This is a genomic window from Streptomyces sp. NPDC056161 (assembly GCF_042268025.1).
In the GTDB taxonomy this organism is placed as follows: Bacteria; Actinomycetota; Actinomycetes; order Streptomycetales; family Streptomycetaceae; genus Streptomyces.
Genome location: NZ_JBHJUV010000007.1, coordinates 86,734 through 110,580, shown reverse-complemented (window position 1 = coordinate 110,580; position 23,847 = coordinate 86,734). Strand labels below are relative to the sequence as shown.

The following is a 23,847-nucleotide window of genomic DNA, read 5'->3' as shown; positions in this document are numbered from 1 at the left end:
GGCGTCGACAGAATCGGACCGGCCTTTCGGGGTCGGTCCGTCTGCTCTGTCGGGTATTCCATGGGGGCATCGGCATGATCCGTATCGAGGCACGGGCACCCATGCGACGAGGATCCGCCACCGGGCCCGGTCTGCGCCGCGCCCGCGCCTTGGCGCTGCCCACGCTCTGGGGCGGCGCGGCCGTCGCGTACAAACTGGCCTGCCCGCTCGCCCAGCAGAACGGGTTCGGCGCGCGGATCGTCACCAGCGCCGTGTTCTTCGCGGTCGGCACCGGACTGATCGTCCATGTCCGCCGGGCCCTGGTGCGCGAGCTGCGGCAGGTCCGCAAGGTCGCGGGCGCCGCGCAGAGCGCGCTGCTGCGGCCCCCGCCCGCCCGGCTCGACGGCCTCCGGGTCGCCGCCGCCCAGCTGTCCGCCGACCGCAGCGCGGCCATCGGCGGCGACCTGTACGAGGCGATCGCCACCGAGCACGGAGTCCGGGTGGTGATGGGCGACGTACGCGGACACGGACTCGCCGCCCTCGCCACCGCCGCGGCCGTCCTCGGCAGTTTCCGCGAGGCCGTCCACGACGAGCCGGACCTCGGCCGGGTGCTGCGCCGGCTGGAGAGGGCCCTGGCCCGCCATCTGCGGGAGCGGGCCCGCGCCGAACACCTCTCGGCCGGTCAGGGCCCCGAGAACCCGGTCGCCGAGGAGTTCGTCACCGTCCTGCTGCTGGAGATCCGCCGGGACGGCGAACTGCGGGCGCTCAGCTGCGGGCACCCCTGGCCGTATCTGCTCGGCGGCCACGGCGTCGAGCCGCTCGCCGACGCCGAACCCCTGCCGCCGCTCGGCCCGTTCCCGCTGCCGCGCGACGTGGACCCGCTCTGCGGTCAGTTGCTCGCCGGTGAGTCCCTGGTCCTGTACACGGACGGGGCGGAGGACGCGCGGGACGCACAGGGCCGGTTCTTCTCCCTGCCCGGGGCACTGGCCGAGGCGGCCCGCGACCACCCGGTCTCCGCCCAGTCGATCCTGCGCACGGTCCTCACGTCCCTGCACCGGCACATCTCCGGCACCCCGGCGGACGACATCGCCCTGCTGGTCCTGTGCGACGACCGGGACGAGGCCCGGTTGAGCCTGTCCCAGGGGGCCGGCCCCGGCGGCGCCGACCGGCAGCCGCCCCGGCACAGTCGGCCCACCGCATGAGCCGCGGGGCCAGGCCGCCGTACTGTACGAGGGGGAGCCGGCGGCCCGGCCGGCCTCTTGCGAGGTATTTCAGTCAATCGGCACACCACTCTCCGCAACAGCGCGCGTACCGCCCGGATTCGCGCACTCCGTTCACACCCCGTGTGAATCCGTACGCACTACGCTGTCGACACCAGGCCACCGGGGGGGCATCCATGCAGCCCAACACTCTGCTCGACGCGATCCTGGACGAGGCCGGGATCTCGCACGCCGGTCTCGCCGCCCACGTCAACCAGGCGGGCCGGGCACGGGGCCTCGCGCTCCGTTACGAACACACCGCCGTGGCACGGTGGTTGAAGGGACAGCGGCCACGCGGCCAGGTGCCCGACCTGATCTGCGAGGTGCTCGCCGCCCGTCTCCACCGGGCCGTCACCCTCGACGACATCGGCCTCGGGGTCCCGGGCGGGCCCCCGACCCCGCACGCCACCTCGCTGTCCGGCTTCGTCGAACGCGCCACCGCGTTGTGGCGCTCCGACGAACAGCAGCGCCCGCACGTGCTCGGCGCCCCCGCGGTCACCGGCACGCCCGCGGTGATGCCGGTCTGGGAGTGGGAGAACCCGCCCGAGGACGTGGACGTCTCACGCGGCGGCAGACACCGGGTCACCGCCGGCGACCTCGACACGCTGCGCGCCGCCCGCGCGCACTACGAGCAGATGTACCGCAAGGCCGGTGGCATCGCGACCCGCACCCGCATCGTCGGCTTCCTGAACGCCGAGGCGGCCCCGCTGCTGCGCGGCAGCTACGCCGACGCCACCGGCCGCCAACTGCACCGGGCCACCGGCGGACTGGTGGCGATCGCGGGCATCTGCGCCTACGACTCCGACGCGCACGGACTCGCCCAGCGCTACTTCCACCAGGCGCTCCGGCTGGCGAAGGCCAGCGGAGACCGCGGACTCGGGGCGTACGTCATCGCGCTGCTGGTCAACCAGGCGCTGTTCATGCGGGAGTTCCGGCAGGCCGTGGCCTTCGCGGAGGCCGCGCTGCGCGCCGCGGGCAAGCACATCACCCCCGCCCTGGCCTCCGACCTGTACGCGATGCAGGCCAAGGCATATGCCCACCTGGGCGACGGCACGAGCGCCCTGTCCTGCATCCGGCGGGCCGAGACGGCCGCCGAACGCATCCGGCGCGGACACGAACCCGACGAGACCGGCTATGTCCAGCCGGGCCTCGTCAACGTCCAGGTGGCCGAGGCGCTGCTCAGCCTCGGTGAACTGGCGGCGGCCCGGGAGCACGCCGCGGCCGCCGTGGGCAACCCGGCCCACGACCGGGGCCGGGTGCACCGGCTGGCCATGCTCAGCACGATCGAGCTCCGCCGGGGCAACGCCGACACCGCGGTGGCCACGGCGGTGCAGATGGCGGAGCAGGCCCGGGGCATGGAGTCCCAGCGGCTGCGGGACAGACTGCGCGCGGTGCGCGAGCACCTGGCGCGCAGCGGCTGCGCCGGAACCGCCGAAGCAGCCGAACTCATCGACGGAGCGCTGCGCGTGCCGCTGTAGGCCGCCCCACGTCACTGCTGCGATATTGCCACTTACTCGGCGGAAGGTGGCAGAACCGTGCAGTGGATGAAACAGAACGAACAAACTGTGTATGCAAACCGCTGGTTCAGCGTCAATCTCGCAGATGTCGAGCTGCCGGACGGCCGGCACCTCGACCACTTCCTGATAAGGCTGCGGCCCGTGGCCGTGGCGACGGTGGTGAACGAGGCGGACGAGGTGCTCCTGCTGTGGCGCCACCGGTTCATCACGGACAGCTGGGGCTGGGAACTCGCCGCGGGAGTCGTGGAGGACGGCGAGGACATCGCCCACGCGGCCGCCAGGGAACTGGAGGAGGAAACGGGCTGGCGGCCGGGACCCCTGCACCATCTGATGAGCGTGGAGCCGTCCAACGGTCTCACCGACGCGCGGCACCACGTCTACTGGGCCGACGAGGGCGAGTACGTCGGACACCCCGTGGACGACTTCGAGTCGGACCGCCGGGAGTGGGTCCCGCTCAAGCTCGTCCCCGACCTGATCGCCCGCGGCGAGGTCCCGGCCGCCAACATGGCGGCCGCGCTACTGCTGCTGCACCATCTCAGGAGTGCCGGTGCCTGAGCCGAACGGGCGACGTCCCCTTCGGTCCGGCAGCGTCCCTCCGGCAAAGCGCCCGGTCCCCGCCTCGGCCCCGGCGGCAGCGGAAGGCGTCCGGTCCGCTCAGCGGGACAGCAGTTGCCAGACCGTCACGACGAGCGCGCCCAGGGACGTGAGCGCGGCGACCGAGGACACCGGCCAGCGGGTGTGTTCCAGCGAGGTCATCCGGGTGTTCAGATCGTCCAGTTCCTTGGCGGTCTCCTCGGTGCGATGGCTGAGCAGCGCCAGGCCGCCCTCGACACGTGCGTAGGCCACGTCGAGGCGGCGCCGTAACTCTGCGAGTTCTCCATGGACCACGGGATGCTTCGGATCGGCGGTCACGGGTCCACTCCTTTCCGTAGTCGAACGGGGGGTTCCGCATCCCTTGCATGCGCATGAGGAGTCAACTCGCCTGGTGGGTGCGTGGGGAGCGTGTGTGAAGGGCATACGCGGGTCCGGTACGCACACGGTGTGTGAAACGCGAGGGCCCGGCACCGAATCCGGTGCCGGGCCCGTACGCCGTCGCTGCGGGTAATCAGCCGTAGGTGTAGAAACCCGAGCCGGTCTTGCGGCCGAGGCGGCCCGCCTCGACCATGCGCTGGAGCAGCGGGGGAGCGGCGTACAGCGGCTCCTTGTACTCCTCGTACATCGAGTCGGCGATGGAGACGATGGTGTCCAGTCCGATCAGGTCGGACAGCTTCAGCGGGCCCATCGGGTGGGCGCAGCCCAGCTCCATGCCGTTGTCGATGTCCTCGCGGCCCGCGATGCCGGACTCGAACATGCGGACCGCGGACAGCAGGTACGGCACGAGCAGCGCGTTGACGACGAAACCGGACCGGTCCTGGGCGCGGATGGCGTGCTTGCCCAGCACCTTCTCCGCGAACAGCTGCGCCCGGCTGAGCGTGCCCTCGGAGGTGGTGAGCGCCGGGATCAGCTCGACGAGCTGCTGCACGGGGGCCGGGTTGAAGAAGTGGATGCCGACGACGTGGTCGGGGCGTGACGTGGCGACCGCGAGCTTCACCAGCGGGATGGAGGAGGTGTTGGAGGCGAGGATCGCGTCCTGCCGGGTCACCACCTGGTCGAGCACCTGGAAGATCTCCGTCTTCACCTGCTCGTTCTCCACGACGGCCTCGATGACCAGGTCACGGTCCGACAGCTCGCCGAGGTCGGTGGTGAAGTCGAGGGCCGACTGCGCGGCGTCCCGGTCCGCCTCGCTGATCTTGCCGCGCTCGGCGGCCTTGGCCAGGGAGTTGAACAGCCGGGTGCGACCGATCTCCAGGGCCTCTCCGGTGGTCTCCGCGACCTTGACGTCCAGTCCGGCGCGGGCACAGACTTCGGCGATGCCCGCCCCCATCTGACCGCAGCCGACCACCCCGACACGTGCGATATCCGAGCTGCCCGTCACATCGTCCCTTTCGCTGTTCCACGGCCGGCGCGCGGGCCGCTGGTCGCATGCCTGCTCCGATCGTGCACGTTACCCCCAAGTATCGATGATCGATCGTGCGGGCGGGCCCCCCGGGGCCCGTACGATCCGACGACGGCAAGGATCCACCGGGTGTGGGGGAGTACATACAGATGAGGCAAGTGTCACGGCGGACGTTTGCGGCGGCGGCGCTGTCAGCACTGGTGACGGCGCCGGGCGCGGCGGCGGCTCCCGGTGCCCAGTCACCGCTGGGCGCCGTGGGTGCGGGCGGGGCACCGGGCCGGCGGTACAGCACCGAGCTGCGGGGCGTCTGGCTGGCGACGGTCGACAACCGCGACTGGCCGTCGAAGCCCGGCCTGAGCGCCGCCGCACAGCGGAAGGAACTGATCGCCCACCTGGACCGGGCCGTCCGCGACCGCCTCAACACGGTGATCCTCCAGGTGCGGCCCACGGCGGACGCGCTGTGGCCCTCGCCCCACGAACCCTGGTCCCGGTGCCTGACCGGCACCCAGGGCAGGTCCCCGGGCTGGGACCCGCTGGGCACCGCCGTCGCCGAGGCCCACGCCCGCGGACTGCAACTGCACGCCTGGTTCAACCCGTACCGGATCGCCAACCACTCCGACCCGGCGAGACTCATCGCCTCGCACCCGGCCCGCAAGCACCCCGACTGGGTGGTGCGCTACGGCGGCAAGCTCTACTACAACCCCGGCCTGCCGCAGGTCCGCGCCTTCGTGCAGGACGCCATGCTCGACGCGGTGGCCAGGTACCCCGTGGACGCCGTCCACTTCGACGACTACTTCTACCCGTATCCGGTCGCCGGGCAGAGCTTCGACGACGACGCCGCGTACGACAGGTACGGCGGCGCCTTCGACGACCGGGCGGCCTGGCGCCGCGACAACATCGACAAGCTGGTGCGCGAGACGGCCGAGCGGATCCGGCGGATCCGGCCCGGCACCCAGTTCGGGATCAGCCCGTTCGGCGTGTGGCGCAACGCCGCAACCGACAGCCGCGGCTCCGACACCCGGGCGGGCGTGCAGACGTACGACGACCTGTACGCGGACACCCGCACCTGGGTGCGGGAGGGCTGGATCGATTACATCGTCCCGCAGCTCTACTGGCACATCGGCTTCGGCGCCGCCGACTACGCCGAACTCGTCCCCTGGTGGGCGGCGGTCGCCGCGGGGTCGCGGACCCGGCTCTACATCGGCGAGGCCCTCTACAAGGCGGGCGCCGCCGGGCAGCCCGCCGAGTGGCAGGACCCGGCCGAGCTGTCCCGGCACCTCACCCTCGCCGCGCGCCACGCGCAGGTGCGCGGGCACGTCTTCTTCGCCGGTCGGGAGGTGGCGAAGGACCCGATCGGGGCCATGGCGCGGGTCGTCGCCGACCACTACGGGCGGCCGGTGGATCCCCCGCGCTGACCTACTGGACCTGAGGTTCCTGGCTCCGGTGGCGGATTTCGCAGTCGGGGCCAGGAGCCATCACGGCCTCGTGGCCGTCCGGGAAGCGCACGCGGTAGGGCGGGTTGCCCTCCGTGCCCATCACTTCGACGACTTCCGAGACCTGGTCGTGCTGGCCGACCACCCTGCCGTGCTGAACAAGCTGGTCGCCCACGGTTGCACGCATCTGCGGGCCTCCTCACGATCGTGATCGCTGGGTGACGGCGATGCACACGAGCACCGCGACGGCGGTCACCGGAGCAGCCACCGTCAGGTGCTCGCCCAGCAGCAGTACCGACGACACCAGTGTGAGCAGTGGCTGGGCCAACTGCAACTGGCTGGCCTTCGGGACGCCGATGGCGGCCATGCCCCGGTACCACATGACCATGCCGAGGAACTGCGAGCCCACCGCGACCCACAGCAGCCCGGCCACGCTGTGCGCGGTCAGCCGCACGGGCTCGTACGCCAGGGCCAGCGCCGCGGCCGGCACGGACAGCGGCAGGCACAGCACCAGCGCCCAGCCGATCACCTGCCAGCCCGGCATGACCCGGGCCAGCCGGCCGCCCTCGGCGTAGCCGGCCGCGCACACCAGCAGCGCCGCGAACAGATAGCCGTCGGCGGCCGTGAGCGCCCCGCCGCTCTGCTGCACGGTGAAGGCGGCCACCGCGGCGGCGCCCGCGAGTGCCGCCGCCCAGAAGGTACGGGAGGGCCGGATACCCGTGCGCAGGGCCGCCACCAGCGCCGTGACCAGCGGCAGCAGGCCGACGACGACGGCGGCGTGCGCGGTGGTGGAGGTCTTGAGGGCGAGCGTGGACAGCAGCGGGAAGCCGATCACCACTCCGGCGGCCACCACGGCGAGGCCGGGCAACTGGCGGCGGTCGGGCAGCGGGATGCGCCGTAGCGGGCCCTGCCGTCCGGGGGCGCCCGCCGCACACAGACAGCAGCCCGCGATCAGCGCCGCCAGGACGCTGCGGACGGCCACCAGCGACCAGGGGCCGAAGCCCTCCAGGCCCCAGGCGGTGGCCGGGAAGGTGAGCGAGAAGACGACGACGCCCAGGGCGGCCTGGGCCGTGCCGAGACGGACGCGCTCGCGGGGAGCGGTGACCGCTATCCCAGTAGGGGTAGTAGCGCTACTCTGTGTTCTCATGCAAGAGCGTAGCAGCGTGGATGAACTGGCGAAACGGCTGAGGGGTGAGCTGGACCGCTACTCTCCGGACGGAAAGCTTCCGTCGAGTCGGTCCCTTGTCGAGCGGTTCCGGGTCAGTCCGGTGACGGTGTCGCGGGCCCTGGCGCAGCTGGCCGCCGAGGGACTGGTGGTGACCCGGCCCGGCGCCGGAGCCTTCCGGGCCCACCCCCGCGCCGCGGCCGCGCCCGCCGGGGACACCTCCTGGCAGGAGGTGGCGCTGAGCGCCGACGGCTCCGCCGACCTCGTACCGCGCACCGTCGACGCCTCCGGTGTCACGATCTGTCTCGCCGCGCCGCCACCCGGTGTGCTGGAGTTCAGCGGCGGCTACCCGCACCCCTCGCTCCAGCCCGAGCGGGCCATGGCGGCGGCGCTCGCCCGCGCCGGACGGCGCCCCGGCGCCTGGGAGCGCCCGCCCCTGGAGGGACTGCCGGAGCTGCGGGAGTGGTTCGCGCGCGGCATCGGCGGCGGCGTCACGGCGGCCGAGGTACTGATCGCGGCGGGCGGGCAGACGGCGCTGGCCACCGCGCTGCGGGCGCTCGCGCCGCCCGGTGCGCCGGTGCTCGTCGAGTCCCCCACCTACCCCGGGATGCTCGCGCTCGCCCGCGCGGCCGGGCTGCGGCCCGTGCCCGTGCCGGTGGACCAGGACGGCGTGCGGCCCGCGCTGCTCGCCGACGCGTTCCGCGGCAGCGGCGCCCGCGTCTTCGTCTGCCAGCCCCTGTTCCAGAACCCGACCGGCGCCGTACTCGCCCCCGGCCGGCGGGCCGAGGTGCTGCGGATCGCCCGGGAGGCCGGCGCGTTCGTGATCGAGGACGACTTCATCCGCAGGCTGGCGCACACGGACTCGGGTCCGCTGCCGCCGCCGCTGGCCGCGGACGACCCGGACGGCGTGGTCGTGCACGTCGCCTCGCTGACCAAGGCGACCTCGCCGAGCTTCCGGGTGAGCGCGCTGGCCGCCCGCGGGCCGGTGCTGGAACGGCTGCGCGCGATCCAGGTGGTCGACACGTTCTTCGTGCCCCGCCCGCTCCAGGAGGCCGCGCTCGAACTCGTCGGCTCACCGGCCTGGCCGCGTCATCTACGGGCCCTGTCGGCCGAGTTGACCACCCGCCGCACCGCCATGACGGCCGCGCTGCGCCTGCGGCTGCCCGAACTCGCCCTGCCCCATGTGCCGTCCGGCGGCTATCACCTCTGGCTCCGGCTGCCCGACGGCGCCGACGAGTCGGCCCTGACCACCGCGGCGCTGCGCGCGGGCGTCGCCGTCATCCCCGGCCGCCCCTACTTCAGCGCCGAACCTTCCGCGGCACACATCCGGGTGAGCTTCGCGGCGGTCTCCGGGACCGCGGACATCACGGAGGGCGTACGCCGCCTGCGCGCGGCCTGCGACGAAATCCTCTGATCGAGGACCGGCGGCCACCACCCCGGCGCTCACGTCGCCTTGTCCGGACACCTGCCACCGCGGGGGAGGGCGCGTCCGGGCCCGTCCGGAGCGCTGGGATCATCGATGCATGAGCGATGCATTCGGGATGCCCGAGGGATACGAGTTCTCCGCCGACCGCGCGCGCATCGACGTCGACCGGGTGCACCGGTGGCTGTCGACCGACGCGTACTGGGCGAAGGGGCGTTCCCGTGAGAAGCACGACACCGCGGTCGCGACCTCGCTCAACTTCGGGGTGTACGACACGGCCTCGGGCGAGCAGGTGGCGTACGCGCGCGTGGTGACCGACCAGGCGCTGTTCGGCTGGCTCGCCGACGTCTACGTCGAGCCGTCGGTGCGCGGCAGGGGCGTCGGCACGGCACTGGCCGGGGCCGTGGTCGAGCACCTGCGGCCGTACGGCCTGCGCCGTCTGCTGCTGGCCACCCACGACGCGCACGGCGTCTACGCGAAGCTCGGCTTCGCCCCGCTCGACCGGCCGGACCAGTGGATGGCGTACGGCTTCGAGTGAGGACCCGGACACCCTCGGTATCCCACAGGTGACCCCCCTTGACCCGGGTGCGCGGACGGCACACCATCACGGCATGCCGCTTCGGGTCACGTTCGTCGCCGCCGCGCGCAACTCACCGCTGCTGGCGGAGCGCTTCGAGGACGACCGGCCGCTGGACCGGGCGGGCTGGGACGAGGTGCTGCGGGTCGCAGGGGAACTGAGCCCGCTGGCCATGGCCGAGCTGCGCTACTGCTCGCCGACTCCCCGCAGCCGGGCCACCGGCGACGCCCTGGGATACGCGCCGCTCGTGCAACTCGCCCTGCGCGACTGCGACATGGGCCGCTGGCGCGGGCTCACCCTGGGCGAGGCGATGGCCCGGGAGTCCGGCGCGGTGGACTCCTGGCTCGCCGACCCGCGCTCCACGCCGCACGGCGGCGAGTCGCTGCTGGCCTTCATCTCCCGGGTCGGCGGCTGGCTGGACACCCGTCCCGCCGACGACGGCGGCCGGATCGTCGCCGTGGCCGAGCCCTCCGTGATCCGGGCGGCCCTTGTCTACGTGCTCAAGGCGCCGCCCGCGACCTACTGGAACATCGACGTCCGCCCGCTGTCCGCGACCACGGTCACGGGCCGGGCGGGCCGCTGGAACCTCCGTGTCGACGGCCCGCCGGCTCAGCCGTCGCGCCTGTAGTCGGTGACGAGGAGAAGCTCCTTCGCGGGCCCGCCGACCCGCCACACCGTGCGCCAGTGGTCGTGGTCCCGCACGGTGAACTCGCCCCGGTAGAGGTCCGCCGCGCACGGGTGGTCGGCGACGTGCCGGCCGGAGCCCAGGTCCAGGTCGTGGAAGGGCCGTCCGTCGGCGAAGCGGACGTCCGCGGTGCCCGCGGCGGCGCCCGGCAGGAAACGCAGGGTCCGCTCCGCGGGCCGCGACACCCCGCGCCAGGTGAACGTGCCGGACTCCTCGTGCAGCAGCCCGCCGTCCGGGAGCGCGCTGAAGACGGTGCTCCCCGCGAAACGCCCCTCGTCGCCGCCGGCCAGATCCCGCGCGGTGCGTTCCACGTGCCAGCGCCCGGCCAGGTACGCCAGCACGTCCGGCACCGGCCAGAACCCGTCACCCGTCGTCATACCGTCCTCGATCTTGGTCATGTCGTCGTCGGGCCCGGTGCCCTAGCCGGGCCTCCCGCCCTCGGCGGGTCTCCTGCCCTCGCCGGACCCGCCACAACTGTGCCGCCCGCCACTTGCCGTGCCGCCCGCCACTTGCCCTGCCGCCCGCCACGAGCCGTCCCGCGCACCGCGACATCCGGGCGGCCCCGGCGGTGCGGCGGCGGCGCGGCCATGCCGTCGACCCTACGTCCGCGTCGCCGTTCCCATCGAGGGGCTCCATCCCCGTGGACCCGTCTCGGACCCGTCTCGGACCCGTCTCGGGCCCGTCTCGGACCCGTCTCGGACCCGCCCTTATTCATCTGCCCTACACCATTACGAAAACCATAGTTTTATCGAAAGTCGCTGGCGATTTCCCTTGGCGCGGGCTTTCGGAATTCTGTGCATAACTTTTCGGGAGTGACACAACCATCCGGAATCCGGGACCGTCTAAGTCGGCGAATCAGCGAGATACGGGGGACTCCTGCCCCCGGCCGAGACGCTGTGTGCGTCCCGTCATTGCCCTGGGGGCCTCCCGAGAATGCACCGCCCGACCCCGCCCGGTGACAGCCGCGTCACCGGGCGCACCGCAGCCCTGCTAGCCGCGGCCATCACCGTCACCGCGCTGTGCGCGGCCGACACCATCGCCCGCAGCTACCCGTTCGGCCCCCGTACGCGCAACGTCAACGACCTGGGCAACCAGTACGTGCCCTTCCACGCCCACCTCTGGGACCTGCTGCACGGCCGGGCCCAGGGCGGGCTCCTCATCAACTGGCAGTCGGGCTTCGGCGCGAGTTTCCTGCCCGACCTCGGCACCTACCTCGGCAGCCCGTTCGCCCTGCTCGTCGGCCTGTTCCCGCGGGACCGGATCGATCTCGCGGTGTACGTCGTCACCGTGCTGAAGACGGCCGCCGCGGCCGCCGCCATGACCTGCCTGCTGCTCGCGCTGCGCCGCGGCCGCTGGTGGACGGCGGGCCTGCTGGGCGCCTCCTACGCCCTGTGCGGCTGGGCCGTCGCCGTCGCCAACTACAACCCGATGTGGCTCGACGGCCTGATCGCGCTGCCCCTGCTGTGCCTGGTCGGCGAGTGGGCGCTGGAGCGCAGACGCCCGCTGCTCGGCGTGGTGATCGTCGCGCTCGCCTGGATCGCCAACTTCTACACCGCCTACATGGCCACCCTCGCCGCGGGACTGGTGCTGTTGCTGCGGCTGCTGCTCGCCGGACTCGACCGCCGCCAGGCCCTCGCCGCGGTCGGCCGGGCGGTCCGCACGGTCGCGCTCGGCATGGGCCTGGCCGCACCGCTGGTGGCGGTCGTCTACTTCGGCACCAAACACGCCTACCCCGGCCAGGAGGGACAGTTCGTCCCGGTGGCGCTGCGGGACCTGCTGGCCCGGCTGCTGCCGACGACGTACAGCTTCGGCAGCCCCGCCCTGTACGTGAGTGCCGTCGCGCTGCTGCTCGCCCTCGCCCTGCCGTTCCACCGCGGGGTGCCCCGCCGGGTGCGCGCCGGATGGACGGTGCTGGTGGTCGCGGTGACCCTGTCGCTGCAATGGGCCCCCACGCAACTGGTCTGGCACGCCTTCGCCACCCCCCAGGGCAGCGCGTACCGGGAGGCGTTCGTCGTGTGCGCCCTGCTGGTGATGGCCGGCTGGCAGGCGCTCTCCCACGGTCTGCCGGACTGGCGGGCGCTGGGCGCGGCGAGCGCGCTGCTCGCCCTGATCTGCGCCATCGCGAGCGGCAGCGCACTGGTGCACTCGTACACCTGGGCGGTGCTGCTGCTGGCCGTGATGGGCGCGCTGGGCGGACTCGCCCTGCTCGTCCTGGCGGACCGGGGCGCGTCCGCCGCCCGCCGCCGCACCGTGCTGGCCGGCTGCGCCGTCGTCCTGCTCGTCGGCGGGCAACTCGGCGAGACCGCCGCCACCTCCGCCGTGGCCACCAGGCTGCGCCTGAACCACCTGGACGACTACACGCCCTGGGGCCAGCGGCAGCAGCGGGAGGCCGACGCCATCGCGAGCGCCGACGCCTGGCCCCGCTACCGCACCGAGCCGGGCCGCTACCAGACCGTCGGCAACGACGCGCTGATGGTGGGCGGCGAGGGCGCCCAGTACTACAGCAGCCTCACCTCCGACGTCCTCAGCCGCATGCTCACCGCCCTCGGCGACGGCTGGACCTCGCACGCCCGGAGCGTGCAGAGCCTGGACAACCCGGTCACGGACGCGGTGTTCTCCGTCGGGGCGCGGGTGCACAACCCGCCGGACCCGCACCAGCACTGGCTGCCGAAGGGCGGCGGCCCGGTGACCGTCTCCCGCCAGGAGGTGCCGCCCCTGGTGACGGTGCGTCCTGTCGGCACCTCCGCGCGCGCCGACGTCTCCGCCTTCGGGCCGTCGCCGTACCGCAACCAGGAACGCCTGCTCGGCAGCCGGGTCTACACCCTGCCCCGCCAGACGGTGCGCACCGGCACCGGCAAGCCGCCGCAGCACGGTGGCGCCGCGCAGCCGGGGCTGCTCGTCGCCGCCCCCGCCCGCGGCTCCGACGTGCCGCCGCCCGCGATCACCGCTCGCTGCACACCCGGCGACCAGGTGTTCCTGTGGGCGCCGCACTTCTCGGGCATGGCGCGGCTGACCGGCGGCCCGGACTCCCTGTACCGGTCCGACGTCCAGGGCGCCAAGATCGCCGCCATGCAGCCGCTCGGCCGGGTCCCGGCCTCCGGGCGGGTGCAGATCGAGCTGTCCCCGAACCGGCCCAGCCGGATACCGGACGGCGCGGTCGGCTGCCTGGACACCGCCGCCCTGCGCACCGCGGTCGACGGGCTCCGGGCCACCGCCGCCACCGAGGTGAGGGTCGACGACGGCACCATCCACGCCGAACTCCCCGCGGGCAGCAAGGGGACGGCCGTCGTCGCGGCGCCCCGGATCGCCGGCTGGCGGTGCGCGGCGGGCGACGCCGAGCAGCGGCCGGCCGGTGAGTACTACGGGCTGATCGCGGTTCCCCTGGACGGCTCCGCGACCAGCCTCACCTGCACGTTCCACCCGCCGGGACTGCGGCTGGGCTCGGCGGTGGGCGGCGCCGCGCTGCTGGGCCTGATCGTCCTCGGCGTCTTCGGCGCCGTCCGCCGGCGGCGTGCCACGGCACCGCAGCCGGCCACCGTCCGACCGTCCGAGCCCCTCACCCACGCTCCGTGACCCGCACCAGGGGGAAAGAACCCATGCTCATCTCGATCGTCGCGCCCTGTTACAACGAGGAGGACGTCCTCGGGCGCTTCCACGAGGCGGTGCAGAAGATCGCGGAGGAACTGCTGCCGCTCGGCCACGACATGGAGTTCGTGTACGTCGACGACGGCAGCCGCGACCGCACGCTCACCGTCCTGAAGGAACTGGCCGACCTGGACGCCCGGGTGCGCTACGTCTCCTTCAGCCGCAACTTCGGCAAGGAGTCGGCGCTGCTCGCCGGTCTGCGGCACGCCACCGGGGACTGCGTGATCGTCATGGACGCCGACCTCCAGCACCCGCCGGAGCTGATCAAGCGCATGGTGGAGCTGCGCGGCCAGGGCTACGACCAGGTCATAGCCAGGCGGACCCGAGCCGGTGACCGGTTCACCCGCACCTTCACCGCCCGCCTGTACTACCGGCTGATCAACCGGCTCGTCGACGTGGAACTCGTGGACGGCGTCGGCGACTTCCGGCTGATGTCCCGGCGCGTGGTGGACGCGGTGCTGGACCTCACCGAGTACAACCGCTTCTCCAAGGGCCTGTTCGCCTGGGTGGGCTTCCCCAGCACCACCTTCGAGTACGAGAACGCGCTGCGCGAACACGGCCGCAGCTCCTGGACGCTGCGCAGCCTGCTCAACTACGGTCTCGACGGCCTGCTGTCCTTCAACAACCGTCCGCTGCGCGCCGCTCTCCACCTCGGGCTTGGCCTGGTGCTGCTGGCGGGTGTATACACGGCCTGGATCGTGGGCTCCGCGCTCGTCAACGGCGTGACCGCACCCGGCTACGTCACCACGATCACCGCCGTGACCGCCCTCGCCGGAGTACAGATGATCATGCTCGGGGTCATCGGTGAGTACATCGGCCGGATCTACTACGAGGTCAAGCGGCGCCCGCACTTCCTGGTGAAGGCGACCAACGTGGAACGGACGAAAGACCTCATCCCCTGATGCGTACCGCGACGACCCGCCGCACGCCCCGTCCGGCGCCCCGGCCCGGAACCGGCCCCGCCACCCGCCCCCTGCCGCGGCAGATCATCACCTTCGCCGCCGTCGGCGTCGTGAACACGGGCACGTACTACGGCCTCTATCTGCTGTTCCTCATGCGACTGCCCTACCTCTTCGCGCATGTGCTGGCATTCCTGCTCAGCATGGTCGGGTCCTTTTTCCTCAATGCCCGCTTCACCTATCGGACACGGCCGACCTGGCGGAAATTCCTGCTGTTCCCGCTGACCAATGCCACGAATTTCGTGATCACCACGGTAGGTGTGTACGTGATCGTCGACGTGTTGCACGCGGGCAGCCGGTTCGCGCCGCTGCTCGCCTCCATGGCGGCGATTCCGGTGACCTTCGTGGTCTCCCGCTGGGTCATGATGCCGCGGGCGTCCGAGGGGGACGCCGCTGCATAGGATTGCATAAACGTGCAAAGAAACGTATAGTCATGCCATCCAGAGGAGGGTGACATGACGGTACGTGCGGCGGTGGCCGGAGCGAGCGGGTATGCGGGCGGAGAGGTCCTGCGGCTGCTCCTGGCGCACCCCGAGGTCGAGATCGGTGCCCTGACCGCCAACACCAACGCGGGCCAGCGGCTCGGCGCGCTCCAGCCGCACCTGCCGCCGCTGGCCGACCGGGTGCTGACGGCGACCACCCCGGCGGCCCTGGCCGGACACGACGTGGTGTTCCTCGCACTGCCCCACGGGCAGTCCGCCGCCGTCGCCGAGCAACTGGGACCCGACGTCCTCGTCATCGACATGGGCGCCGACTTCAGGCTGCACGACCCCGCCGACTGGGAGCGGTTCTACGCCTCCGAACACGCCGGCACCTGGCCCTACGGACTGCCCGAACTGCCGGGTGCCCGCGCCGCGCTCACCGGGTCCAAGCGGATCGCGGTGCCCGGCTGCTACCCGACCGCCGTCTCCCTCGCCCTCTTCCCCGCGTACACGGCGGGCCTCGCCGAGCCCGAGGCCGTGATCGTCGCCGCCTCCGGCACCTCCGGCGCGGGCCGGACCCCCAAGCCGCACCTGCTGGGCAGCGAGGTCATGGGGTCCATGTCGCCGTACGGCGTCGGGGGCGGCCACCGGCACACGCCCGAGATGATCCAGAACCTCAGCGCCGCGGCGGGCGAGCGGGTCGCCGTCTCCTTCACGCCGACCCTCGCGCCGATGCCCCGCGGCATCCTCGCCACGTGCAGCGCGAAGGCGCACGAGGGGGTCACCGCCGAGTCGGTGCGCTCCGTCTACGAGAAGGCATTCGCCGACGAACCCTTCGTCCACCTGCTGCCCGCGGGACAGTGGCCGGCCACGGCGTCCGTCCACGGTTCCAACGCCGTTCAGGTACAGGTCGCGTACGACGCCGCCGTGGGACGCATCATCGCGATCAGCGCCATCGACAATCTGACCAAGGGCACCGCGGGCGGTGCCGTCCAGAGCATGAACATCGCCCTGGGGCTCGACGAGACCACGGGGCTTTCCACGATCGGAGTCGCACCGTGAGTGTCACGGCAGCCAAGGGATTCACGGCGGCGGGTGTCGCCGCCGGGATCAAGGAGAACGGCAACCCGGACCTGGCCCTCGTGGTCAACGACGGGCCCCGCCGCTCCGCCGCGGGCGTCTTCACCTCCAACCGCGTGAAGGCCGCACCGGTGCTCTGGTCCGAGCAGGTCCTCAGGAGCGGCCAGGTGTCGGCCGTCGTCCTCAATTCCGGTGGCGCCAACGCCTGCACCGGTCCTCAGGGCTTCCAGGACACGCACGCCACCGCCGAGAAGACGGCCGAGGTCCTCGGCCGGGGCGCCGTCGAGGTGGCGGTCTGCTCCACCGGCCTGATCGGCGAACTCCTGCCCATGGACAAGGTCCTGCCGGGCGTCGAGGCCGCCGCCGCCCAGCTGTCCGAGCACGGCGGTGAGAAGGCCGCCATCGCCATCAAGACCACCGACACCGTGCACAAGACGGCCGTCGTCACCCGGGGAGGGTGGACCGTCGGCGGCATGGCCAAGGGCGCCGGCATGCTCGCCCCCGGCCTCGCCACCATGCTGGTCGTCCTCACCACCGACGCCGACGCCGACGCCGAGACCCTGGACCGGGCGCTGCGCGCCGCCACCCGGGTCACCTTCGACCGGGTCGACTCCGACGGCTGCATGTCCACCAACGACACCGTGCTGCTGCTCGCCTCCGGTGCATCCGGCGTCACCCCTGGGTACCCGGAGTTCGCCGAGGCCGTACGGCAGGTCTGCGACGACCTCGGCCGGCAGCTCATCCGGGACGCCGAGGGCGCGAGCAAGGACATCAAGGTCGAGGTGGTGGGTGCCGCGACCGAGGACGACGCCGTCGAGGTGGGCCGTTCCATCGCCCGCAACAACCTCCTGAAGTGCGCCCTCCACGGCGAGGACCCCAACTGGGGCCGCGTCCTGTCCGCCATCGGCACGACGGCCGCCGCCTTCGAGCCCGACCGGCTGAACGTCGCCATCAACGGCGTATGGGTGTGCAAGAACGGCGGCGTCGGCGAGGACCGCGAGCTGGTCGACATGCGCTACCGCGAGGTGCACATCGTCGCCGACCTGTCGGCCGGCACCGAGACCGCCACCATCTGGACCAACGACCTGACCGCCGACTACGTACACGAGAACAGCGCCTACAGCTCATGAGCACCGGAACCAACCGCAAACACAGCGCGCTGCCCAAGGCACGGATCCTCGTCGAGGCACTGCCCTGGCTGACCCGGCACCATGGAAAGACCATCGTCGTCAAGTTCGGCGGCCACGCCATGGTGAACGAGGAGCTGAAGGCCGCGTTCGCCCAGGACGTGGTCTTCCTGCGGCACGCCGGCCTCAGGCCGGTCGTGGTGCACGGCGGCGGCCCGCAGATCAGCGCGGCGCTCGACCAGCACGGCATCGCCAGCGAGTTCAAGGCGGGCCTGAGGGTCACCACCGAGGAGGCCATGGACGTCGTCCGCATGGTGCTCGCCGGGCAGGTGCAGCGCGAACTGGTGGGGCTGCTCAACCAGCACGGGCCGCTCGCCGTGGGACTCACCGGCGAGGACGCGCACACCATCACCGCCACCAAGCACTGGCCGGAGATCGACGGCGAACGCATCGACATCGGACGGGTGGGCGAGATCACCGCGATCGACACGGGCGCGATCGAGGCACTGCTCGCCGACGGCCGGATCCCGGTGGTCTCCTCCATCGCCCGCAGCCAGGACGACGGGCACGTCTACAACGTCAACGCCGACACGGTGGCCGCGGCGCTCGCCGCGGCACTGGGCGCCGAAACCCTCATGGTCCTCACGGACGTCGAGGGACTGTACGAGGACTGGCCGAACTCCGATGAGGTGATCAGCCGCCTCACCGCTTCCCAACTGGAGAAGCTGCTGCCGGAACTCTCCGCCGGCATGGTGCCGAAGATGGAGGGCTGTCTGCACGCCGTGCGCGGCGGTGTGCGGACCGCCCGGGTCATCGACGGCCGGGTCCAGCACTCGATCCTGCTGGAGATCTTCACCGACGAGGGCATCGGCACCATGGTCGTGCCCGACGAGCAGGAGGGGGACGCCTCATGACGGGCAACCAGGAACTGACCGCGCGGTGGCAGGGCGCGCTCATGAACAACTACGGCACCCCGCGGCTGCCGCTGGTGCGCGGCGCCGGCGCCAGACTGTGGGACGCCGACGGCAAGGAGTACCTGGACTTCGTCGGCGGCATCGCGGTCAACGCGCTCGGCCACGCCCACCCGGCCGTAGTCGAGGCGGTGAGCCGGCAGATCGCCTCCCTCGGCCATGTCTCCAACCTGTTCATCGCCGAGCCGCCCGTCGCCCTCGCCGAACGGCTCCTGCACCTCTTCGGCCGCGACGGCAAGGTGTACTTCTGCAACTCCGGCGCCGAGGCCAACGAAGGCGCGTTCAAGATCGGCCGGCGCACCGGGCGGACCCACATGGTCGCCACCGACGGCGGTTTCCACGGCCGGACGATGGGCGCCCTCGCCCTCACCGGCCAGCCCGGCAAGCAGGACCCGTTCCGGCCGCTGCCCGGCGACGTCACCCATGTGCCCTACGGCGACGCGCAGGCACTGGCCGCCGCGGTCACCGAGGAGACCGCCCTCGTCGTCATCGAACCGATCCAGGGCGAGAACGGCGTCGTGGTCCCGCCCGCCGGGTATCTGAAGGCCGCCCGCGCGATCACCGCGGCCACCGGCGCGCTGCTGGTCCTGGACGAGGTGCAGACCGGTGTCGGCCGCACCGGGACCTGGTTCGAGTACCAGGCCCACGAAGGCGTGCTGCCGGACGTCGTCACCCTCGCCAAGGGACTCGGCGGCGGGCTGCCGCTGGGCGCCACCGTCGCCTTCGGCCGCGCCGCAGACCTGCTCGGGCCCGGCCAGCACGGTACGACCTTCGGCGGCAACCCGGTGGCCTGCGCCGCCGGACTCGCCGTCCTCGACACCATCGCGAACGACGGGTTGCTGGCGAACGTCAAGCGGCAGAGCGAGCGGTTGCGGGACGGTATCGAGGCGCTCGGCCACCCGTTGATCGCCCACGTCCGGGGGGCCGGACTGCTCCTGGGTATCGTGCTCACCGAGCCGCTCGCGCCCCAGGTCCAGCAGGCGGCTCAGGAGGCCGGTCTCCTGGTGAACGCGCCCGTCCCCGACATCGTGCGGCTGATGCCGCCGCTGATCGTCGGTGACGAAGAGGTGCAGGCGTTCCTCCGGGTGCTTCCCGGCATCCTCGACGCAGTGGGCGGGGACGGACGATCCGGAGAATGAGACGACGATGAGTCAGGAGCAGGACCACGGGCAGGACCAGGGGCAGGGGCAGGACACCGAGCAGGCCGCCGGGCCCGCCGTGCCACAGACCCGCACCGCACGCCACCGCCGGATCGTGGACATCCTCAACCGGCAGCCGGTGCGGTCGCAGAGCCAGTTGGCGAAGCTCCTGTCCGACGACGGGCTGAGCGTCACCCAGGCGACGCTCTCCCGGGACCTGGACGAGCTGAACGCGGTGAAGATCCGCAACACCGACGGCGACCTGATCTACGCGGTGCCGAGCGAGGGCGGGTTCCGCACGCCCCGCGCGCCGCTCGGGGGGTCGGCCAAGGAGGAGCGGATGCGGCGCCTGTCCCAGGAGCTGCTGATCTCCGCGGAGGCATCGGCCAACCTCGTGGTCCTGCGGACCCCTCCAGGGGCCGCGCAGTTCCTCGCGTCCGCCATCGACCAGGCCGAACTGCACGACATCCTCGGGACGATCGCGGGCGACGACACGGTGCTGCTGATCAGCCGGGAGCCCACCGGGGGACAGGCGCTCGCGGGGCACTTGCTGCGGTTGGCGCAGAACGGTCACTGAGGGTTTCGGGCGGGGCGAGCAGTTGGCGGACCGGGGGAGTCGGGGCGGGGACTGCTGCGGCTGCGCCGTCGGCGGGTGCGGGGCGTCGGGGGTCGGCCGCACAGCTCCCCGCGCCCCTGGGCGGGGTGAGGTGGTCGGGAGGGGGCGGTGGTGGTGTCCTGCGGTCGGATGCGGGGCGCCGGGAGCCGGTCGCGCAGTTCCCCGTGCCGCTGAGGGCGGTGCCCTTAGCGGTCACCGGAGGTGTGGTGCCAGACCCTCCGTGCGGTGTGCCTCCCCGTCGGCCGTGATCAGCAGGGCCTCCACCTGCGGCAGGGATGCGAGCCACGGCAGAGCGGCTCGGGAACCCATCGCGAAGGCCGCGGTGGCCCAGCAGTCCGCCCAGGTCAGACAGGGAGCCACCACGGTCACCGCCACCAGGTCGGTCACCGCGGGCTCCCCGGTCCGCGGATCCGTGATGTGCGCCCCGCGCTCCGCCGTCCCGGAGGTCGCCACCGCCAGCCGGTCCGCCCCGGCGGCCGACACCACCGCCGCAAGGCCGCCCGGCCGCAGCGGATCGGCCACCCCGATCCGCCAGGGCCGCTGCGGTTCGGGCGTGCCGAAGACCTGGACGTCCCCGCCGCCGTTCACGCTCACCCCGTGCACACCGGTCGCGGCGATCCGCCGCGCGGCCCGCTCGGCGGCCCAGCCCTTGACGATCCCGGTCGGATCGAGCGGTCCCCGGTATGTCGGGCTGAACCATCCCGCGCTCAACCGCTCCGCCTCGGCCGCCAGTTCCAGCACCTCGGCGACCTCGGGAACGCACTCGGCCACGGCCAGTTCGGTCCGGGCCAGCCGGGAGATCTGGCTGTCCTCGCGGTACGTGCTGAACACCGCGTCGACCCGGTGCAGCCCGGCGACCGCCTCGTCCAGGGCCGCCCGTACCGCACCGGGCCGCCCGCCGCGGACGTCGAAGGAGAAGACCGTGCCCATGACCTCCTCCGCGTGCCGTATCGCGGCGGGAGCCTGTGCGGGTCCCTCCGACGGGTCAGCCATCGGCCTTGTCCAGCGCCGACTGGAGGGACTGCCGGTAGCCGTCGCTGGTGTAGGTCGCGCCCGAGACGGTGTCGATCTGCGCGCTCTGCGCGGCCAGCGCCTCCTGCCGCAGCTGGGGCAGGGCGTCGGCGCTGATCTGCGCGTCGCGCGGGCTCTCCTGCGGGTACACGACGGCCGTGACGTCGGTGAGCCGGCCGCTGCGCACGACGACGCGCACCTGGACCGGGCCGTAGCGGGTCTGCGCCGTGTCACCGGTGACGGTCCTGCTGCCGGTGGCCGGAGCCGTCGCCGACCCGCTCGCCCCGCCCGACGGCACGGGCGCCGGGGGCGCGGGGGCGCCTGCCACCGGGGCACCGGCCGCCACCGGGTGGTTCGTGTGCGGCTTCAGGGCCAGCAGCAGCACCGTGCCGCACACGGTCGCCACGCTCGCCAGCACCACGCGGCGCAGCGGCCGGGTCCTCCTCAGCCCGTGCACGGCGGCCTCACCGCACCTGGGCCGCGCACGGCCCCCATGACTCCGGGTGCCCTCGTGTCGCTCACTGTCCTCCCACTCCTCTCACGCACTCCTCTCACGCACTCCTCTCACGCACTCCTGTCACAGCTCGAACGACTCGTGATGGATACGGCGGTCCGGCACCCCCGCGGCACGCAGTTGCGCGTACACGTCCTCCGCGAAGCCCGGCGGACCGCACAGGTACACGTCGTGCCCGGCGAGCCCCGGATACGCGGTGCGCAGCGCGTCCGCGGTCAGTCCGGGGCGCGCGCCGTCGGCCCCGTTGAGCGCGTAGTGCACCGTCGCCCCGCGCCACCGTGCGATGGCCTCCAGCTCGCCGCCCAGGGCGAGGTCCTCGGCCGTGCGCGCCCGGTAGAGCAGCGTGACATCACCGGGCAGCGTCTCGAACAGCGCCCGCAGCGGGGTGATGCCGACGCCGCCGGCGATCAGCAGTGACCGGTGCGCGGTGCGCCGGTCCGCGGTCAGGGAGCCGTACGGACCCTCCGCCCACACCCGGGTGCCCGGACGCAGCCGCCGTACCGCGCCGCTGTGCCCGCCCAGCGCCTTGACCGTGACCCGCAGCAGGTCCGGGCGCGGCGGCGCCGACAGGGAGTACGGCGTCGACGTCCAGCCCAGACCGGCGCCGAGGAACCGCCAGCGCAGGAACTGCCCCGGCCGTGCGCCCAGGTCGTCCAGCCGTCGGCCGCGGACGACGACGGAGTACACACCCGGTGCCTCCTTGTGCACCGACTCCACCCGCAGCCGGTGCCGCAGGTTGAGCCGGATCGGGGTGAGGATCCGGTACCACCCCACCAGCGCGGCCACCCCCAGGTAGAGCACGTACCAGGCGGCGGCCGCCGCGGGCCTGCCGATGAACGCCTCGCCCAGCGTCAGCTGGTGGAAGAAGGCGAGGAAGACGGCGGCGTACGTCAGCAGGTGCGTGTAGTACCAGAACTCGTATCCGGTGCGGCGGCGCACGGCAGGGGCCGAGACGACGCCCACCGCGCACAGCAGCACCCCGCCGGTGGTCGCCTTCAGCATGTCCGGGTAGTCCAGGACGACGCCGACCGCCTCCTTGACCAGGGAGGCGTGGTCCTGCGCGGCGTACCCGGCCAGGACCAGCACGACGTGCGCGACCAGCAGACAGACCGTGTACCGGCCCGCCATCGCGTGCCAGCGCGCCACCCGGTCCGAGCCGACCCGCACCTCAAGGAACGGCACCCGCGCCATCAGCCCGACCAGCACCGCGCAGGTGTAACCGCACAGCAGTCCGGCGATCCGCCCGCCTCCGGTGAGCCAGCCCGCCGCGCCGATGACCGAGCCCGTGCCCGTCCACCACAGGGCGAGCACGGCCGCCGCGCCGGCCCACAGCGGCACCAGGACCCGGACCGCGGGGGAGCGCCGGTGAGCGGGCGGAGCCGGCCGTGCCGTCCGCCGCTCGTGCACCGCTGCCATGCTGCGTCCTTTCGTCCGCGGGGCCGAGCGTGCTCTCCCGCCGGGGCCGTCACTATGCCGCCCGAACCTCTGAGCCTCCTGAGAGCTCGGCCGCGCGCAGCGGACTCAGAGGAAACTCAGAGCTTCACCGGTTTCCGCCGCCGCGCGGCACCGGCGATGCTGGAGGGCGAGATGAACACCACCCGCTCCGGCCGCCCCGCCCTGACCCGTCCCGACGGCACCCCCCTGCGTGTCCTCGTCGTCGACGACGACCCCGATCTCGCAGAGGTGCTCACCGGCGCGCTGCGCTACGAGGGCTGGCAGGTCCGCGCGGCCGGCGACGGCGCGTCGGCGCTCGCGGCGGCCCGCGACCTCGGGCCGGACGCGGTCGTCCTCGACGTGCTGCTCCCGGACACCGACGGCTTCGCCGTGCTGCGCGGTCTGCACGAGGTGAAGCCCGACGTCTGTGTGCTCTTCCTCACCGCGCGGGACGCCGTGGAGGACCGCATCGCCGGGATCACCGCGGGCGGCGACGACTACGTCACCAAGCCGTTCAGCCTGGAGGAGGTCGTCGCCCGGCTGCGCGGAGTGCTGCGCCGCGCGGGCATGGCCCGGCAGCAGGAGGAGGGCCCGCGCCTGACCGTGGGCGACCTGGTGATGGACGAGGAGGCCCGCGAGGTGACCCGGGCCGGCGAACTGATCGAACTGTCCCCGACCGAGTTCGAACTGCTGCGCTTTTTGATGCGCAACCCGCGCCGGGTGCTCAGCAAGGCGCAGATACTCGACCGGGTGTGGTCCTACGACTTCGGCGGTCAGGCCCATGTGGTCGAGCTGTACATCTCGTACCTGCGCAAGAAGATCGACGCGGGCCGCGCGCCCATGATCCACACCGTGCGCGGTGCGGGCTATCTGATCAAGCCGGCGCTGCCGTGAG

General features: G+C 72.8%; 24 protein-coding genes. 16 read left to right on the top strand and 8 right to left on the bottom strand.

The window, feature by feature from the left end; all coding sequences use genetic code 11:
• Positions 1 to 74 precede the first annotated feature (74 nt).
• From ACFC09_RS09055 to ACFC09_RS09045, 3 genes are all read left to right on the top strand, one after another.
• Entirely contained in the window at positions 75 to 1,181 is a 1,107-nt protein-coding gene (locus ACFC09_RS09055) for a PP2C family protein-serine/threonine phosphatase (RefSeq protein ID WP_376525201.1), read from the top strand.
• A 194-nt stretch (positions 1,182 to 1,375) separates the two neighbouring features.
• Positions 1,376 to 2,716 carry a transcriptional regulator gene (locus ACFC09_RS09050; RefSeq protein WP_376525200.1) on the top strand — a complete coding sequence of 447 codons (1,341 nt, stop codon included), beginning with the start codon at positions 1,376 to 1,378 and terminating at the stop codon, positions 2,714 to 2,716.
• Positions 2,717 to 2,773: 57 nt separating this feature from the next.
• A complete protein-coding gene (locus tag ACFC09_RS09045; RefSeq protein ID WP_376525198.1) occupies positions 2,774 to 3,310 on the top strand; it encodes an NUDIX hydrolase in 537 nt (178 codons plus the stop codon).
• 99 nt (positions 3,311 to 3,409) lie between these two features.
• Here ACFC09_RS09045 and ACFC09_RS09040 read toward each other — a convergent pair whose 3' ends face one another.
• Together ACFC09_RS09040 and ACFC09_RS09035 are read right to left on the bottom strand one after the other, a co-directional pair.
• Positions 3,410 to 3,667, bottom strand: a complete 258-nt coding sequence (locus tag ACFC09_RS09040) for a hypothetical protein (protein WP_376525197.1) — start codon at positions 3,665 to 3,667, stop codon at positions 3,410 to 3,412.
• A gap of 193 nt (positions 3,668 to 3,860) precedes the next feature.
• Positions 3,861 to 4,730, bottom strand: a complete 870-nt coding sequence (locus tag ACFC09_RS09035) for a 3-hydroxybutyryl-CoA dehydrogenase (protein ID WP_376525196.1) — start codon at positions 4,728 to 4,730, stop codon at positions 3,861 to 3,863.
• A 170-nt stretch (positions 4,731 to 4,900) separates the two neighbouring features.
• Between ACFC09_RS09035 and ACFC09_RS09030 the strand changes: the two genes are divergently transcribed.
• Positions 4,901 to 6,166 carry a glycoside hydrolase family 10 protein gene (locus ACFC09_RS09030; protein WP_376525194.1) on the top strand — a complete coding sequence of 422 codons (1,266 nt, stop codon included), beginning with the start codon at positions 4,901 to 4,903 and terminating at the stop codon, positions 6,164 to 6,166.
• Position 6,167: 1 nt separating this feature from the next.
• Here the strand turns inward: ACFC09_RS09030 and ACFC09_RS09025 are convergent, their stop codons facing one another.
• Both ACFC09_RS09025 and ACFC09_RS09020 read right to left on the bottom strand, forming a co-directional pair.
• Entirely contained in the window at positions 6,168 to 6,371 is a 204-nt protein-coding gene (locus tag ACFC09_RS09025; RefSeq protein WP_376525193.1) for a DUF1918 domain-containing protein, read from the bottom strand.
• Between the two features lie 12 nt (positions 6,372 to 6,383).
• Positions 6,384 to 7,331 (bottom strand): DMT family transporter, encoded by a 948-nt coding sequence (locus tag ACFC09_RS09020; RefSeq protein ID WP_376525191.1) that lies wholly within the window; start codon positions 7,329 to 7,331, stop codon positions 6,384 to 6,386.
• Between ACFC09_RS09020 and ACFC09_RS09015 the strand changes: the two genes are divergently transcribed.
• The 3 genes from ACFC09_RS09015 (at position 7,330) to ACFC09_RS09005 (ending at position 9,977) form a co-directional block, all read left to right on the top strand.
• Positions 7,330 to 8,763 (top strand): PLP-dependent aminotransferase family protein, encoded by a 1,434-nt coding sequence (locus tag ACFC09_RS09015; RefSeq protein WP_376525190.1) that lies wholly within the window; start codon positions 7,330 to 7,332, stop codon positions 8,761 to 8,763. The two genes, ACFC09_RS09020 and ACFC09_RS09015, sit on opposite strands and share 2 nt — an antisense overlap.
• A 109-nt stretch (positions 8,764 to 8,872) precedes the next feature.
• Positions 8,873 to 9,310, top strand: coding sequence for a GNAT family N-acetyltransferase (locus ACFC09_RS09010; protein WP_376525188.1), 438 nt, complete (start codon positions 8,873 to 8,875; stop codon positions 9,308 to 9,310).
• Between the two features lie 73 nt (positions 9,311 to 9,383).
• Positions 9,384 to 9,977: a histidine phosphatase family protein gene (locus ACFC09_RS09005; protein ID WP_376525187.1), complete on the top strand. Its 594-nt coding sequence runs from the start codon at positions 9,384 to 9,386 to the stop codon at positions 9,975 to 9,977.
• On the opposite strand, the gene ACFC09_RS09000 is transcribed toward ACFC09_RS09005, so the two are convergent.
• Positions 9,959 to 10,432, bottom strand: a complete 474-nt coding sequence (locus tag ACFC09_RS09000) for a DUF6314 family protein (protein ID WP_376525186.1) — start codon at positions 10,430 to 10,432, stop codon at positions 9,959 to 9,961. The two genes, ACFC09_RS09005 and ACFC09_RS09000, sit on opposite strands and share 19 nt — an antisense overlap.
• A 535-nt stretch (positions 10,433 to 10,967) precedes the next feature.
• On the opposite strand from ACFC09_RS09000, the gene ACFC09_RS08995 reads away from it, so the two are divergent.
• Genes ACFC09_RS08995 through ACFC09_RS08960 form a run of 8 tightly spaced genes read left to right on the top strand, consistent with a single transcriptional unit; the run spans position 10,968 to position 19,954 of the window.
• The gene (locus tag ACFC09_RS08995) at positions 10,968 to 13,607 is read left to right on the top strand and encodes a YfhO family protein (protein WP_376525184.1); all 2,640 of its coding nucleotides are present in this window, start codon (positions 10,968 to 10,970) and stop codon (positions 13,605 to 13,607) included.
• Positions 13,608 to 13,630: 23 nt separating this feature from the next.
• A complete protein-coding gene (locus tag ACFC09_RS08990) occupies positions 13,631 to 14,581 on the top strand; it encodes a glycosyltransferase family 2 protein (protein ID WP_376525183.1) in 951 nt (316 codons plus the stop codon).
• Positions 14,581 to 15,039: a GtrA family protein gene (locus tag ACFC09_RS08985; protein ID WP_376525181.1), complete on the top strand. Its 459-nt coding sequence runs from the start codon at positions 14,581 to 14,583 to the stop codon at positions 15,037 to 15,039. The genes ACFC09_RS08990 and ACFC09_RS08985 overlap by 1 nt, the downstream gene beginning before the upstream one ends.
• Positions 15,040 to 15,093: 54 nt before the next feature.
• Complete coding sequence (argC, locus tag ACFC09_RS08980) at positions 15,094 to 16,122, top strand: N-acetyl-gamma-glutamyl-phosphate reductase (protein WP_376525180.1); 1,029 nt, start codon at positions 15,094 to 15,096, stop codon at positions 16,120 to 16,122.
• A complete protein-coding gene (gene argJ, locus ACFC09_RS08975; protein ID WP_376525178.1) occupies positions 16,119 to 17,270 on the top strand; it encodes a bifunctional glutamate N-acetyltransferase/amino-acid acetyltransferase ArgJ in 1,152 nt (383 codons plus the stop codon). The genes argC and argJ overlap by 4 nt, the downstream gene beginning before the upstream one ends.
• Positions 17,267 to 18,181 (top strand): acetylglutamate kinase, encoded by a 915-nt coding sequence (gene argB / locus ACFC09_RS08970; protein WP_376525176.1) that lies wholly within the window; start codon positions 17,267 to 17,269, stop codon positions 18,179 to 18,181. The genes argJ and argB overlap by 4 nt, the downstream gene beginning before the upstream one ends.
• A complete protein-coding gene (locus ACFC09_RS08965; protein ID WP_376525175.1) occupies positions 18,178 to 19,377 on the top strand; it encodes an acetylornithine transaminase in 1,200 nt (399 codons plus the stop codon). Before argB ends, ACFC09_RS08965 begins: the two co-directional genes overlap by 4 nt.
• 7 nt (positions 19,378 to 19,384) lie before the next feature.
• A complete protein-coding gene (locus tag ACFC09_RS08960; RefSeq protein ID WP_376525174.1) occupies positions 19,385 to 19,954 on the top strand; it encodes an arginine repressor in 570 nt (189 codons plus the stop codon).
• Positions 19,955 to 20,185: 231 nt separating this feature from the next.
• Here ACFC09_RS08960 and ACFC09_RS08955 read toward each other — a convergent pair whose 3' ends face one another.
• From ACFC09_RS08955 to ACFC09_RS08945, 3 genes are all read right to left on the bottom strand, one after another.
• Positions 20,186 to 20,986 carry an FAD:protein FMN transferase gene (locus ACFC09_RS08955; protein ID WP_376525172.1) on the bottom strand — a complete coding sequence of 267 codons (801 nt, stop codon included), beginning with the start codon at positions 20,984 to 20,986 and terminating at the stop codon, positions 20,186 to 20,188.
• On the bottom strand, positions 20,979 to 21,461 hold the full coding sequence (locus tag ACFC09_RS08950) for an FMN-binding protein (protein WP_376525170.1): 483 nt from the start codon (positions 21,459 to 21,461) through the stop codon (positions 20,979 to 20,981). Before ACFC09_RS08950 ends, ACFC09_RS08955 begins: the two co-directional genes overlap by 8 nt.
• Positions 21,462 to 21,581: 120 nt before the next feature.
• Positions 21,582 to 22,934, bottom strand: coding sequence for a ferric reductase-like transmembrane domain-containing protein (locus ACFC09_RS08945; RefSeq protein ID WP_376525169.1), 1,353 nt, complete (start codon positions 22,932 to 22,934; stop codon positions 21,582 to 21,584).
• 171 nt (positions 22,935 to 23,105) lie between these two features.
• On the opposite strand from ACFC09_RS08945, the gene ACFC09_RS08940 reads away from it, so the two are divergent.
• Positions 23,106 to 23,846: a response regulator transcription factor gene (locus ACFC09_RS08940; protein ID WP_376525168.1), complete on the top strand. Its 741-nt coding sequence runs from the start codon at positions 23,106 to 23,108 to the stop codon at positions 23,844 to 23,846.
• Position 23,847 lies beyond the last annotated feature (1 nt).

What these genes read in the sequence shown, in the direction of transcription:
- ACFC09_RS09055 (WP_376525201.1), top strand. Translation starts at nt 75, where the DNA reads ATGATCCGTATCGAGGCACGGGCACCCATGCGACGAGGATCCGCCACC.
- ACFC09_RS09050 (WP_376525200.1), top strand. Translation starts at nt 1,376, where the DNA reads ATGCAGCCCAACACTCTGCTCGACGCGATCCTGGACGAGGCCGGGATC.
- ACFC09_RS09030 (WP_376525194.1), top strand. Translation starts at nt 4,901, where the DNA reads ATGAGGCAAGTGTCACGGCGGACGTTTGCGGCGGCGGCGCTGTCAGCA.
- ACFC09_RS09025 (WP_376525193.1), bottom strand. Translation starts at nt 6,371, where the DNA reads ATGCGTGCAACCGTGGGCGACCAGCTTGTTCAGCACGGCAGGGTGGTC.
- ACFC09_RS09015 (WP_376525190.1), top strand. Translation starts at nt 7,330, where the DNA reads ATGCAAGAGCGTAGCAGCGTGGATGAACTGGCGAAACGGCTGAGGGGT.
- ACFC09_RS09020 (WP_376525191.1), bottom strand. Translation starts at nt 7,331, where the DNA reads ATGAGAACACAGAGTAGCGCTACTACCCCTACTGGGATAGCGGTCACC.
- ACFC09_RS09010 (WP_376525188.1), top strand. Translation starts at nt 8,873, where the DNA reads ATGAGCGATGCATTCGGGATGCCCGAGGGATACGAGTTCTCCGCCGAC.
- ACFC09_RS09005 (WP_376525187.1), top strand. Translation starts at nt 9,384, where the DNA reads ATGCCGCTTCGGGTCACGTTCGTCGCCGCCGCGCGCAACTCACCGCTG.
- ACFC09_RS09000 (WP_376525186.1), bottom strand. Translation starts at nt 10,432, where the DNA reads ATGACCAAGATCGAGGACGGTATGACGACGGGTGACGGGTTCTGGCCG.
- ACFC09_RS08995 (WP_376525184.1), top strand. Translation starts at nt 10,968, where the DNA reads ATGCACCGCCCGACCCCGCCCGGTGACAGCCGCGTCACCGGGCGCACC.
- ACFC09_RS08990 (WP_376525183.1), top strand. Translation starts at nt 13,631, where the DNA reads ATGCTCATCTCGATCGTCGCGCCCTGTTACAACGAGGAGGACGTCCTC.
- ACFC09_RS08985 (WP_376525181.1), top strand. Translation starts at nt 14,581, where the DNA reads ATGCGTACCGCGACGACCCGCCGCACGCCCCGTCCGGCGCCCCGGCCC.
- argC (WP_376525180.1), top strand. Translation starts at nt 15,094, where the DNA reads ATGACGGTACGTGCGGCGGTGGCCGGAGCGAGCGGGTATGCGGGCGGA.
- argB (WP_376525176.1), top strand. Translation starts at nt 17,267, where the DNA reads ATGAGCACCGGAACCAACCGCAAACACAGCGCGCTGCCCAAGGCACGG.
- ACFC09_RS08965 (WP_376525175.1), top strand. Translation starts at nt 18,178, where the DNA reads ATGACGGGCAACCAGGAACTGACCGCGCGGTGGCAGGGCGCGCTCATG.
- ACFC09_RS08960 (WP_376525174.1), top strand. Translation starts at nt 19,385, where the DNA reads ATGAGTCAGGAGCAGGACCACGGGCAGGACCAGGGGCAGGGGCAGGAC.
- ACFC09_RS08955 (WP_376525172.1), bottom strand. Translation starts at nt 20,986, where the DNA reads ATGGCTGACCCGTCGGAGGGACCCGCACAGGCTCCCGCCGCGATACGG.
- ACFC09_RS08945 (WP_376525169.1), bottom strand. Translation starts at nt 22,934, where the DNA reads ATGGCAGCGGTGCACGAGCGGCGGACGGCACGGCCGGCTCCGCCCGCT.
- ACFC09_RS08940 (WP_376525168.1), top strand. Translation starts at nt 23,106, where the DNA reads ATGAACACCACCCGCTCCGGCCGCCCCGCCCTGACCCGTCCCGACGGC.